At 62.6% G+C, this 12,351-nt stretch carries 14 protein-coding genes; 3 read left to right on the top strand and 11 right to left on the bottom strand.

The window, feature by feature from the left end; all coding sequences use genetic code 11:
• Nucleotides 1-173: 173 nt before the first annotated feature.
• Complete coding sequence (locus JGZ97_RS16655) at nt 174-488, top strand: hypothetical protein (RefSeq protein WP_207063823.1); 315 nt, start codon at nt 174-176, stop codon at nt 486-488.
• Between the two features lie 107 nt (nt 489-595).
• Complete coding sequence (locus JGZ97_RS16650; protein ID WP_207063822.1) at nt 596-892, top strand: hypothetical protein; 297 nt, start codon at nt 596-598, stop codon at nt 890-892.
• A 229-nt stretch (nt 893-1,121) separates the two neighbouring features.
• Here the strand turns inward: JGZ97_RS16650 and JGZ97_RS16645 are convergent, their stop codons facing one another.
• The 9 genes from JGZ97_RS16645 to JGZ97_RS16605 all read right to left on the bottom strand — a co-directional run bounded on the left by JGZ97_RS16645 (nt 1,122) and on the right by JGZ97_RS16605 (nt 9,782).
• Nucleotides 1,122-2,645, bottom strand: coding sequence for a fumarate hydratase (locus JGZ97_RS16645; RefSeq protein WP_207063821.1), 1,524 nt, complete (start codon nt 2,643-2,645; stop codon nt 1,122-1,124).
• A 111-nt stretch (nt 2,646-2,756) separates the two neighbouring features.
• Nucleotides 2,757-3,617, bottom strand: coding sequence for a prenyltransferase (locus tag JGZ97_RS16640; protein ID WP_207063820.1), 861 nt, complete (start codon nt 3,615-3,617; stop codon nt 2,757-2,759).
• A gap of 7 nt (nt 3,618-3,624) precedes the next feature.
• Nucleotides 3,625-4,995 carry a tRNA 5-hydroxyuridine modification protein YegQ gene (gene yegQ, locus JGZ97_RS16635; RefSeq protein WP_207063819.1) on the bottom strand — a complete coding sequence of 457 codons (1,371 nt, stop codon included), beginning with the start codon at nt 4,993-4,995 and terminating at the stop codon, nt 3,625-3,627.
• 8 nt (nt 4,996-5,003) lie between these two features.
• Nucleotides 5,004-5,600, bottom strand: a complete 597-nt coding sequence (thpR, locus tag JGZ97_RS16630) for an RNA 2',3'-cyclic phosphodiesterase (RefSeq protein ID WP_207063818.1) — start codon at nt 5,598-5,600, stop codon at nt 5,004-5,006.
• 81 nt (nt 5,601-5,681) lie between these two features.
• Nucleotides 5,682-6,617 (bottom strand): hypothetical protein, encoded by a 936-nt coding sequence (locus JGZ97_RS16625; RefSeq protein ID WP_207063817.1) that lies wholly within the window; start codon nt 6,615-6,617, stop codon nt 5,682-5,684.
• Between the two features lie 69 nt (nt 6,618-6,686).
• Nucleotides 6,687-6,932 (bottom strand): TIGR02647 family protein, encoded by a 246-nt coding sequence (locus tag JGZ97_RS16620; RefSeq protein WP_207063816.1) that lies wholly within the window; start codon nt 6,930-6,932, stop codon nt 6,687-6,689.
• Nucleotides 6,933-7,125: 193 nt separating this feature from the next.
• Entirely contained in the window at nt 7,126-8,772 is a 1,647-nt protein-coding gene (gene groL, locus JGZ97_RS16615; protein WP_207063815.1) for a chaperonin GroEL, read from the bottom strand.
• A 61-nt stretch (nt 8,773-8,833) separates the two neighbouring features.
• Nucleotides 8,834-9,121 (bottom strand): co-chaperone GroES, encoded by a 288-nt coding sequence (locus JGZ97_RS16610; RefSeq protein ID WP_207063814.1) that lies wholly within the window; start codon nt 9,119-9,121, stop codon nt 8,834-8,836.
• Between the two features lie 154 nt (nt 9,122-9,275).
• A complete protein-coding gene (locus tag JGZ97_RS16605; protein WP_207063813.1) occupies nt 9,276-9,782 on the bottom strand; it encodes an FxsA family protein in 507 nt (168 codons plus the stop codon).
• 293 nt (nt 9,783-10,075) lie between these two features.
• Between JGZ97_RS16605 and JGZ97_RS16600 the strand changes: the two genes are divergently transcribed.
• Nucleotides 10,076-10,837, top strand: a complete 762-nt coding sequence (locus JGZ97_RS16600) for an SDR family oxidoreductase (RefSeq protein ID WP_207063812.1) — start codon at nt 10,076-10,078, stop codon at nt 10,835-10,837.
• A gap of 200 nt (nt 10,838-11,037) precedes the next feature.
• Here the strand turns inward: JGZ97_RS16600 and rimI are convergent, their stop codons facing one another.
• Both rimI and JGZ97_RS16590 read right to left on the bottom strand, forming a co-directional pair.
• Nucleotides 11,038-11,508, bottom strand: coding sequence for a ribosomal protein S18-alanine N-acetyltransferase (rimI, locus tag JGZ97_RS16595; protein ID WP_207063811.1), 471 nt, complete (start codon nt 11,506-11,508; stop codon nt 11,038-11,040).
• Nucleotides 11,505-12,350 (bottom strand): hypothetical protein, encoded by an 846-nt coding sequence (locus JGZ97_RS16590; protein WP_207063810.1) that lies wholly within the window; start codon nt 12,348-12,350, stop codon nt 11,505-11,507. Before JGZ97_RS16590 ends, rimI begins: the two co-directional genes overlap by 4 nt.
• Between the last annotated feature and the right edge of the window lies 1 nt (nt 12,351).

Raw genomic sequence — 12,351 nt, 5'->3', positions numbered from 1 at the left:
CACAGGCATCCACGCCGTGGATACTGAACGCAGTTTTGGCGAGATCAACGCCAAGAGTTGAAACGGACATGCTACACCTCCCATTGATCATCCTGTTTGCCCGCCGGTAAGCGTGGCACCGCACCCAAGGAAGGTGGAGTCCATTTCATTCGTTCGGCGTCAACGAGGGCATGATGCGAGAAATCCCGACAGCAACAATCGCCTCCTTGGAGCGGCATTTTCACGATCTGATACACAAGCGTGCCAGTGAGTTCGAGTTAGAGGTCGAAATTGATTTGCCCAGCCTTACAGATCCAAAACTGCGCTTGAGCAAGGAGAACTGGTTTGCTGTGCCAGGGATGTATGGCGGCTTCCACTTTTGGTTCGAGGGAGAAGGCGACACTGCAAGGCTAGTAACAGAGAGTTGGTGTCGCGTGGTCGGAGGGTCAGGACAGCGGCATGAGATTACACCGAATGGAACAACGCTTACAGAAGACGGCTTTGTATAAAGGCGTTGACGCCGAACGAGTTGTTCCAGCCGACGTTGCTTCTCTCGTCCCGCGTCGCGGCTGAACACCACCATCAAATGGATTTTACGAAACTAAGGAGTTAAAAAATGGAACTTGAGATTACATGGAAGCGAGCTGTAAGGGTATGGTGGTCGTACCTTTGGAGAAACTTATTGGCAATTGCTGCGTCAGCAATTGTAGGTGGGATTATAGGGGTTGCCTTGGGCTTTATCCTAAGCGCAATGGGACTATCTAGTCAGAGCATTCAAAATATTACAGGGCCGATAGGTGGGGTTCTTGGTCTTTTACTCTCAATAATTCCAATTAAAATGATCTTGGGTAAAGACTTTGGCGAATTCAGGCTGGTTCTAGTAAAAAATCAATCGACAGACATCACCATCTAACAAGGCAATCCACTGCCGCCAACACGCGGGATCGGAACGCCAAAACGCTGCGCGTTTTTCCGGCCCGTTACGGTGGCGTTACTAGTGAGCCGTCAATACCCGCTTCGTTTTGAAAGCCCTACCCCACCCCAAAAACGAAAGAACCCCGCAAAAGCGGGGTTCTTTTTGCCAGTGACACCGCAGCGCTAACGGGTTTTAGCCGAAGCGGTGTCTTCCGTGGAGGCGGCGCTTACTTAACCTCCACCACCTTGGCTTCGGCGATTTTATGCCGCCACTGGGCGGGACCGGTGATGTGGGCCGACTCGCCCTTGGAGTCCACCGCCACGGTGACCGGCATGTCCTTGACCTCGAACTCGTAGATCGCTTCCATGCCCAGCTCCGGGAAGGCCAGAGTCTTGGAGGACTTGATCGCCTTGGAGACCAGGTAGGCGGCGCCGCCCACGGCCATCAGGTAGACCGACTTGTTGTCCTTGATCGCCTCGATGGCGGTGGGACCGCGCTCGGCCTTGCCGATCATGCCCATCAGGCCGGTCTGCTCCAGGACCTGGCGGGTGAACTTGTCCATGCGGGTGGCGGTGGTGGGGCCGGCGGGGCCGACCACTTCGTCGCCCACCGGGTCAACGGGACCCACGTAGTAGATAAAGCGTCCCTTGAGGTCCACCGGCAGCGGCTCGCCGGCATCCAGCATGCTGCACAGTTTCTTGTGGGCGGCGTCACGGCCGGTCAGCATCTTGCCGTTCAGCAGCAGGGTGTCGCCGGTCTTCCAGGTTTCGATCTCGGCCTGGGTGACGGTGTCCAGGTTGACCCGCTTGGTGGTGGGGCCCACCTCGAAGGTGACCTCGGGCCAGTCGTCCAGCGAGGGCGGTGTCTGCAGCGCGGGGCCGTCGCCCTTGAGGGTGAAGTGGGCGTGGCGGGTGGCGGCGCAGTTGGGAATCATACACACCGGCAGGGAGGCGGCGTGGGTGGGGTAATCCTTGATCTTGATATCCAGCACCGTGGTCAGGCCGCCCAGCCCCTGGGCGCCGATGCCCAGTTCGTTGACCTTCTCGAACAGTTCCAGGCGCAGCTCCTCGACCGCATTCTGGGGCCCACGGGCCTTGAGTTCGTGAATGTCGATGGGATCCATCAACGACTCTTTGGCCAGTACCGCCGCCTTCTCGGCAGTACCGCCGATACCGATGCCAAGCATGCCCGGCGGACACCAGCCGGCGCCCATGGTGGGCACGGTCTTGAGCACCCAGTCGACGATGCTGTCGGAGGGGTTGAGCATCGCCATCTTGGACTTGTTCTCGGAGCCGCCGCCCTTGGCGGCGACCTGCACGTCGACCTCATCGCCCGGCACCACCGACATGTGGATCACCGCCGGGGTGTTGTCCTTGGTGTTCTGGCGCTTGCCGGCGGGGTCGGCCAGCACTGACGCACGCAGCACGTTGTCGGGGTGGGTGTAGGCGCGACGCACGCCCTCGTTGATCATATCTTCGACGCTCATGGTGGCGTCATCCCAGCGCACGTTCATGCCGATCTTGACGAACACAGTGACGATGCCGGTGTCCTGGCACAGGGGACGGTGCCCCTCGGCGCTCATGCGGGAGTTGATCAGGATCTGCGCCATGGCGTCCTTGGCCGCCTGGGACTCTTCCTTCTGGTAGGCCTCATGCACCGCGTGCACGAAATCCACCGGGTGATAGTAGGAAATAAATTGCAGCGCATCGGCCACGCTGTCGATCAAGTCATCTTGACGAATAACAGTCATGCTACGGCGATCTCCTGGCTGGTCTTGACGATGAGGAGAGACGGGCGCACCGCCCCCTTAAAAGGGGCGATTATACACCACAATCGAAGACGCTCGCCGGAAGCCTTTGGTCTAACTGGCCCAGCCGCTCACCGCCACCAGGTAGCCGAGGCCGAACAGGGCAAAAAAGCGCCCGGTGAAGGGCGGCAGACGCCGGCGCGCCTCGGGCGCTCCCTGCAGCGCCCGCACCAGCAGGGGGATCAGCAGCAGGCTCGGCGCCAGCGGCATGAGGGTCGGCAGCAGCTGCGCCTGGTAGAGCCAGAGGGCGCAGAGGTAGGTCAGCGCCACGATCGCCAGGTACAGCCCCTGCCCCGCCCGGAAGCCCAAGCGCACGGTGAGGGTGCCGATTCCCTGCTCCCGGTCGCTCTCCCAGTCCCGCAGCTCGTTGCCGAGCAACAGCAGGGCGGTCAGCAGGCTCAGGGGCATCGAGAGGGCCAGCACCGGCAGCGACCAGCGACCGCTCATGGCCAGGTAGGCGCCCGCCACCATCAGCACGCCCATCAGCCAGAACGCGAGGACCACGCCGAGCCCGCGGCGTTTGTAGTTGATGGGTTCAGTGGTGTAGCCCAGCGCGCCCACGGCCCCCAGCACAACCAGCAGCAACAGCGGCCAGCCGCTGAGCCAGACCAGCACCGCCGCCCCGGCCGCCGCCGCCAGCATGCACAGCAGACCCCAGCGGAAATTGCGCCGGATCAGGCGCCGCTGGGCATCGCTGAGGCCCGGCAGGAGGTCCAGGTCGCCGTGGTCGTTGATCAGGTTGACGCCGGCCTGGAGCAGCAGCCCCGCGCCCAGCACCAGCGCCGCCCGCGGCCATGACGGGTAGCCGTCCAGCCAGGCCAGCAGCACCCCCAGGGCGCAGGTGAGCAGCGCCACCACGAAGGAGAACGGGCGCAGGGCGCGGCTGACACGGTACTTGGCAAGTTCCGCGGTCATACCACCCTCAGCCTTGCGGTGCGTTGCCAAGGTCGCGCATCAGCAGGGCGTATTCGGGATCCACGTCCAGAGGAAGGGGAATGCGCACCACGTGGCCGTTGCCGGGCGCGGCGTCCACCGCCTGCCCCTTGCGGTTCTCCATCTGCTCGAGGCGGAATTTGCGGTTGCCCGCCGGGGTCATCAGCTCCAGGGTATCGCCGAGCTCAAAGCGGTTCTTGACGTCGATTTCCAGCATTTCACCCTGCCGCCCCAGCACTTCGCCCACAAACTGCTGGTGCACTCCGACCGAGTTGCCGGTCTGGTAGTTCTGGTATTCATCGTGGACGTGACGCCGGTAGAAACCCTCGGTGTAACCGCGGTTAGCCAGGTTCTCCAGGGTGTCCATCAGGCTGCGGTCAAAGGGGCGTCCGGCGGCGGCGTCGTCGATGGCCTGGCGGTAGGTCTGGGCGGTGCGGGCCACGTAGTAGTGGGACTTGGTGCGCCCCTCCACCTTGAGCGAGTGCACCCCCATGTCGGTGAGGCGCTGCACGTGCTGGATCGCCCGCAGGTCCTTGGAGTTCATGATGTAGGTGCCGTGCTCGTCCTCGAAGGCGGGCATGTACTCCCCGGGGCGGGTCTCCTCCTGCAGCAGGAAGATGCGATCCGTGGGTTTGCCGGCTCCCAACTGCGGCTCACCGGAGGCCGCCTGTGCCGGGTCAAAGCCCTGGACGGCGCCGGCCGTATCCTGCACCGGCACCACGTCCCCCGACTCGTCCTCCCGGGCTTCGTGGGCGTCGTATTTCCAGCGGCAGGCGTTGGTGCAGGTGCCCTGGTTGGGGTCGCGGTGGTTGATGTAGCCCGACAGCAGACAGCGGCCGGAATAGGCGATGCAGAGGGCGCCGTGGACAAACACCTCCAGCTCCATCTCCGGGCAGCGCTGGCGGATCTCCTCGATCTCGTCCAGGGAGAGTTCCCGGGAGAGGATCACCCGCTCCACCCCGACGCTGTGCCAGAACTTCACCGTGGCCCAGTTCATGGCGTTGGCCTGCACCGACAGGTGAATCGGCACCTCGGGCCAGCGCTCGCGCACCAGCATGATCAGCCCCGGGTCGGACATGATCAAGGCGTCGGGCTGCATGGCCACCACCGGCTCCATGTCCGCCAGGTAGGTGGTGAGCTTGCTGTTGTGGGGCATGATGTTGCTGGCCACGTAAAACTTGCGCCCCTGGGCATGGGCGGTTTCGATTCCTTGGGCCAGGTTCTCGAGTTTGAAGTCGTTGTTACGCACCCGCAGGCTGTAACGGGGCTGGCCGGCGTACACCGCATCCGCCCCGTAGGCGAAGGCATAACGCATATTCTTCAGTGTCCCCGCCGGGGACAGCAATTCAGGCTTAAACATCGGGAGTCTCAGATACTTTGTGCGCGGGCGCTGAGCAGCTCTTCCTGGCTACCGGTTCCCAGGCTGATTTCAAAAAGAGGGGTGTAGATGGAGCCGTTGCGGCCCGGTTTACTCTGGTAGAGCACCACTGCATCGGCCAGGGTCTGCAACTCAAGCTCGGGTTGATTCTGGGGGCACGGAAAGGGCCGTCCCGCCTCCAGCCGCCCCAGGGTCACGTGGGGGGTAAAGTCCCGCTCCGGCACGGCCAGCCCCGCACTTCTGACGACCTGCGCCATGCGCCGCTGCAGGGCCATCAGCTCGGGACAGGGCTCGGACCGGGCCGCCACCAAGGCGAGGCCTGAGTTGACGTTGAAGTACTCGGCCCCCTTGAGGCCGACCTGGAAGCTCTCCTGGCCGGCCAGCGCCTCGAACACCAGCTCCTCCAGCGCCACCACCTGCTCCAGGCCGATATCTCCGAGGAAGCAGAGGGTCAGATGGTAGTTGTCGGAGTCGGACCACTCCACCCGTCCTTCGCTGTCGTGCGCGCAGAGGCTGTCGGCGTGATCAGCCAGACGGCGCACCACCGCGGGCTTGAGCGGCAGTGCGAAAAAAGCACGGATATTCATCTCAGAGTGGGCAGAGGGCATGGGCGATGGGTAACGGAGTGGTTATTTTTTCATCGACGATGACAACAATCAAGCCCAGCGTCAAGGCTGCTGCTGCACATCGAGCTGCAACTGGTTGACCCGCTCGCGCAGCCGCAGCAGCTCCTGGTTGACCTGACGTCGATAGCCGTTGATGGACTCGATCGCCTTCTGCTGCTCCTCCAACTGCTGGCGCAGGTCGGAAGAGACCGAGGGTTTGGCCGCCAGCTGTTCAACGCGACGGGTCAGGGCCTGCAGCTGCTGCTCCTGCAGCTTGTCGAACTCCTGGTTGGCCGCATCCTGGCGCCGCACCCGGCTGGCCAGGTCATTCAGCTCGGAGGACAGCCCCTGGTGACTACCGCCCAGGGAGCGCAGGTCCGCCTGGTTGGCGTCCAGCCGCTGGCTCGCCGCGGCCAGCGTCTCCCGCGTCTGACTCATGGCGCCGGACAGGGTTTCAACCTCTTGCTTCAGGCTGGCAGTGCCCTCGGACAAGCCTGCGACCGTCTTATCCAGCGCCTCGATCTGCGGCTTGTTGCGCTGGTAGGCGATGGTCCAGAGCTTGGCAATTTCCGAGTCCACGTGTTTGGTCCGCTTCTTCTCGGACTCCGCCTGCTGGTTGATCCGGGCCTGCAGCGCCGCCCCGGACTTGGAAGCGCTCTCATCGGTGGCGCTGATCAAACTCTCCAGGTGACTCAGGCGGTCCTGGGACTGGCTCAGGGTCGCTTGTGCGGCCTGCAGCTTGCGTTCAAGCAGCCCTTGCTGTTGGTAACTCCAGTAACCGAAGCCGCCGAGAGCGAGAATCAGGACGAGCAGTACAAAGTAGACTAGGCCGTTGCCTCCGCCGGAACGGCTGCCCCCGCTGGGTTCCCGCGGCGGGGGTGGCGGGGCGGCCTTCTTGGGCTTTGCCGGTTTGCCGGCGGTGGGGAGGGGCTTGCCGTCCAGGTCGTCCCGGGCCGGCCCCAGATCGGGAATGTCGTTGAATTCGTCGTTACGCGCCATGGACGCCTCTGTCGTTTGCCTCGATGCGGAAATCGCGGTCTGGGTCTCTACCGCGTGTTCGGTAGCGGATCAGGGTTCGAGCGAGCGCAGTACCCGCTGCAGGGATTCCGCCGCCTCGATGCCCCGGTCGGTCAGGTAACCGCCGTCGGCCTGGCTGATCATCCCTTTGTCAAAGAGCCGCTGGGCCGCGCCCAGCACGTCCACGGGCGCATCGTGATGAATCTTCAGCCCGTGCTGCATGGAGTCGAGCTCAAAGCGGGCCAGCAGCTCCATCTCGGCGATGGTTTCAGCAGAAAAGCGCTTGGTGTTGGGCATGAAGCCTCCTCATATTCGTTTCAGCGAAGCATACCATCTTGGTCACAGAGCTCCACTATCGATCGCGGTCCAATCGCTGACCGACCGCTCCGGTCAACGGTGCAGCGCGACGCGCTCCATGCGCGTTCAGGCCGCTGGATAAAAAAAGCCCCGGCCGAGGCCGGGGCTCCATAGGGCTGGGTGCCAAAACGGCTTACATCATGCCGCCCATGCCGCCCATGCCGCCCATGCCGCCCATGTCGGGCATTGCGGGCTTGTCGTCTTCCGGGTGATCGGCCACCATCGCTTCGGTGGTGATCATCAGGCCGGCCACGGAGGCAGCCGCCTGCAGCGCGGAACGGGTGACCTTGGCGGGATCCAGGATACCCATCTCCAGCATGTCGCCGTATTCACCGGTAGCGGCGTTGTAGCCGTAGTTGCCTTCGCCCTGCTTGACGTTGGCGACGACTACGGACGCCTCGTCACCGGCGTTGGCTACGATCTGGCGCAGCGGGGCTTCCATGGCGCGGAAGGCCAGCTGGATGCCAACGGTCTGATCGTGATTGTCGCCTTCCAGCTCGCCCACTTTCTGCAGGGCGCGGACCAGAGCAACACCACCGCCGGCAACCACACCCTCTTCAACCGCGGCGCGGGTGGAGTGCAGGGCGTCTTCGACGCGGGCCTTCTTCTCTTTCATTTCAACTTCAGTAGCCGCACCCACCTTGATCACGGCAACACCGCCGGCCAGCTTGGCGACGCGCTCCTGCAGCTTCTCCTTGTCGTAATCGGAGGAAGTCTCGGCGATCTGCGCACGGATCTGGGAAACGCGGCCTTCGATCGCAGCGTGGTCGCCCACACCGTCAACCACGGTGGTGTTCTCCTTGGTGATCTGTACTTTCTTGGCCTGACCCAGCTGCTCCAGGGTAGCGCCTTCCAGGTTCAGACCCACTTCTTCGGAGATCACGGTACCGCCGGTCAGGATGGCGATGTCTTCCATCATGGCCTTGCGACGGTCACCGAAGCCGGGCGCCTTGACGGCAGCAACCTTGACGATGCCGCGCATGTTGTTGACCACCAGGGTAGCCAGCGCTTCGCCTTCGACGTCTTCAGCGATGAGCAGCAGCGGACGGGAAGACTTGGCGACGTTTTCCAGTACGGGCAGCAGCTCGCGGATATTGGAAACTTTCTTGTCTACCAGCAGGATGTAGGGGTCATCCAGCTCGACAGACATGTTCTCCTGGTTGTTGATGAAGTAAGGAGACAGGTAGCCGCGGTCAAACTGCATACCTTCGACCACGTCCAGGTCGTCCTGCAGGCCGGAACCTTCCTCGACTGTGATAACGCCTTCCTTGCCAACTTTTTCCATCGCTTCGGCGATGATGTCACCCACGCTGGTGTCGCTGTTGGCGGAGATGGTGCCTACCTGGGCAATGGCCTTGGAATCGGCACAGGGAGTCGCCAGGTTCTCAAGTTCAGCCACGACCGCAGCGGCAGCCTTGTCGATGCCGCGCTTGAGGTCCATGGGGTTCATGCCGGCAGCCACGGACTTGAGGCCTTCTACCACGATGGCCTGGGCCAGAACGGTTGCGGTGGTGGTACCGTCACCGGCCACGTCGTTGGCCTGAGAGGCAACTTCCTTGACCATCTGGGCGCCCATGTTCTCGAACTTGTCTTTCAGTTCGATCTCTTTGGCGACGGACACGCCGTCCTTGGTGATGGTGGGAGCACCGAAGGACTTGTCCAGAACCACGTTGCGGCCCTTGGGACCCAGGGTGGTTTTAACGGCATCTGCCAGGATGTTCACCCCCTGGAGCATTTTGGTACGGGCGGAATCTCCGAACTTTACGTCTTTAGCAGCCATTGTTATCCGTTCCTTTACTTAATTCGTTTCAGTGTTGATTGACTGGTATCCGCCGACCGGCTTAGTCCAGCACACCCAAAATGTCAGTTTCGCTCATGATCAGCAGCTCTTCGCCATCGACCTTGACGGTGCTGCCGGAGTACTGGCCGAACAGAACCACGTCACCGACCTTGACGTCCATGGGCTGAACTTCACCGTTCTGCTGAATGCGACCCTTGCCTACCGCAAGCACCTCACCCTGGTTGGGTTTTTCAGCCGCAGAACCGGGCAGCACGATACCGCTGGCCGTAGTGGTCTCTTCCTCTTTGCGACGAACTACAACGCGATCGTGAAGTGGACGAATGCTCATCTGAGTATGTCTCCTGATTGTGCAAACAAAATTAGAGTTTTGTTCTGACGTTGCCTGTTGGATTAATGGGGGGCTACCCCAAAAATTGCTGAATTGGTTAATGGGGCCGGCGGATTTTGAATTCAACACCCGGCCGCAATTTTTTTCGAAAAAATCACCGCGGGTCGTCTTCGCGACGGTACTCGCCGTCGATCACCTCCCCGGTGCGGTGGCGGGCGGTGCCGGAGGTACGCGGACGCCGCGGGTGCACCGGGCCATCCTCGGGCGCGCTGCCGTGATGGGGCTGCTCGCCGCCGCGCTTCATCGCCATCACGGTGAAGTACTGTTTCAACTTGCCGACGAAGGTGCGACGCGTGGCCGGAATCAGGCAGCAAAAACCGAAGAAGTCGGTGACGAAGCCCGGGGTAATCAGCAGGGCGCCCCCCACGGCGAGCAGCAGCCCCTCGATCATCTCCTGTGCGGGAATCTCCCCGCTGTCGATGCGCGAGCGCGCCCGCATCAGGGTGGAGACCCCCTGGTACCGCAGCATGTTGACCCCGATAAAGGCGGAGAGCAGCACTAACCCAACGGTATACCAGGCGCCGATCGACTGCCCCACGTTGATCAATACGACGATTTCGATGATCGGGATGATGATGAACAGAAGAAAAACAACCGGCATTACGCACTCCGTCAAGCTGGGCCCAAGCTCAAGTAGATGGGGGCGGCATTGCGAATTTAAAGGCTTGATGCTGATCAAGTCGCGGCAAAAATAGTGCTGCAACGCACTATAGGGCCCTAGACATCAGCCTGCCAGCAACACAGAATCCATACCGCACTGCATTATCGACTGGGCTGCGAATACGAATTCGCCCCCCTGCTTCAGTTCTGTAGTATCCACGCCCAGACCCGGGTGACCCCGCATATTTATAAATGGCCCGGCTGTTTCAGCGGGCTCTCAGATGAGGTTGTACCATGCATCTAAACGAGAAAGTGATCGTCATCACCGGCGGTGGACAAGGACTTGGTCGCGCCATGGCGCTTTTTTTGGCGGAAAAGGGAGCAACGCCGGTACTGATCGATATGAATTCACAGGCCCTGGAGGAGACCGTACGCCTGTGTCATGAAAAAGGTGTGCAGGCTCGCGCCTATATCGCCAATATCGCCGACGAAGCGGCGGTCGAAGAGGTGTTCGGCAACATTGTCCGTGACCTGGGCGCCATTCACGGCCTGATCAACAACGCCGGCATCACCCGTGACGCCATGTTTATCAAAGCCAAAGACGGCGAGGTAAGCAAGCGCATGTCCCTGGAGCAGTGGCAGCAGGTCATCAACGTCAACCTGACCGGGGTCTTCCTCTGCGGACGCGAAGCGGCGACCAAGATGATCGAAGGCGGCAACGAAGGAGTCATCATCAACATTTCCAGCATCTCCCGCGCCGGCAACATGGGCCAGAGCAACTACAGTGCCGCCAAGGCCGGCGTGGTCGCCCTGACCACCACCTGGGGCAAGGAGCTCGCCCGCTACGGTATCCGGACCGGCGCCATCGCCCCGGGATTCATCGCCACCGAAATGGTCATGAGCATGAAGCCCGAAGCCCTGGACAAGATGGCCGCCAGCATTCCCGCCAAGCGCCTGGGCGAGCCCAGCGAAATCGCCTCGGCCGTCGCCTTCATTCTGGAGAACGACTACTTCACCGGCCGTGTGATCGAGGTGGACGGCGGCCTGCGCCTCTGAAGCCGCGCTCGGCATAACGGGCGCCGGCACAGAAAGCCGAGCCCCGGCCTGAATCAAAGCCCGCTCTTCGGAGCGGGTTTTTTGTTGGCGCAAATTATTGGTTCAAATGTCAGTTTGTGCGCCGAGTTGAGGCCGCCAAAGCGCGAGCCGCACAGGGGCCCTGCTCCCCTGAACCCAGCAGGCATAGCCTCTGACTATTCTCAGTCAGCGGCGCGCTCCGCCGCATTCAGGTAGCGGCGCATCAGCATGGCGTCTTCCCGCCCCCCCGGGGCCGGGTAATACTGTTTACGCACGCCGAGGGTTTCAAATCCCTGCCCTTGATAGCAAGCGATCGCCGCCTCGTTAGACAGTCGCACCTCCAGGTAGAGCGCGCCGACGCCTGCGCTTTCCAGCGCCTTGAACAGGTGCTGGAGCAGCTTCACGGCCAGACCCCGGCGCCGTTTTTCCGCCCGCACCGCCACCCGCAGCAGGTCCGCTTCGTCGGCCCCCTTTCCGCAAAGCAGGTAACCGACCAGTTGGCCGCCCTCTTCAAGCCCCAAAGCGGGATCCCCTCGCTGCAGAAAGCGCTCCAAGGCAGGCAGGCTCCAGGGGTCGTCGAAAAGGGTCTGCTCCAACGCCAGCAGTTGCGGCGCATCATCAAGGCTAAGCGGCCTGAGCTGGATGCGGCTCACCGGTTACGCAACGGCAGCAGGTGCTGCCATAGCTCACGCTTGCGCCCCGGCACCTTGAGCAGCTCACCCAGGCTGTGGCTGACCAGGGTCCAGGGGGCCTCGCCGCTCTCGCTCCAGCTCCCGGGGCTTGTCGCTTCATCGGGGGCCAGGGTGTAGCGGGCCGCCTGCTGGCCCAGCAGCAGCAGCGGCAGGGCGCCACCCTGCTGCATGCGCCAGAGACGGGTTCGCAGGCCACCGCGGGCCACGGCTTCGCTCTGATCCACGTGGGCGGCGTTCACCAGCGGCCAGGTGAAGGCCTGTACCTGCGGCTCGCCCTGCCCCAGCCCAACCGACGCCAGAATCCGCCCGAGCAGGGTGCGGTGGGCGGCGGAAAAACCCTGCAGGCTCTGCAACGGCAGCTCGTCCACCACGAGGCAGTCCTCATAACGGATCATGGCCAGGCGAAAACGCGGCACCTCGCCGGCGGCTTTCTGTACCGTGCCTTCCGGCTCGGACTCCGGTGACGAGACTGGGGCCGACGGCGTAACCGGCGGGGATGCCGGGGATGGGGAAGGTGCGGGCTTTTCGGCCCGCAGGCCTGATACGTCGAGCAGCTGCTTAAGGTCGGGCTTTGTCCCGACCCGCGAGGCAGCGGGCCGGGGTGAATCCACCGCGGGCGCCGCTGCGGCTGCCGGCGTCGATTCAGGAAGGGGCTGTTGCACTGCGGGCGCCGCCGACAGCCACTCCCAGGCAGGAGACGCCGCAGCCCCGGGCAGGGGGCGGACCGGCAGCCAGGAGGTAATCCCCATGGCCGCCAGGTACTGCTGCCTGAGCTGCTCGTGCTGCTGCGCCGGCTCTATCATG

The sequence above is a fragment of the Motiliproteus sp. SC1-56 genome (assembly GCF_017309075.1).
Taxonomy (GTDB): Bacteria; Pseudomonadota; Gammaproteobacteria; order Pseudomonadales; family Balneatricaceae; genus Motiliproteus.
The sequence above is the reverse complement of the archived record's forward strand: the minus strand, read 5'-3'. Positions and strand labels throughout refer to the sequence as shown.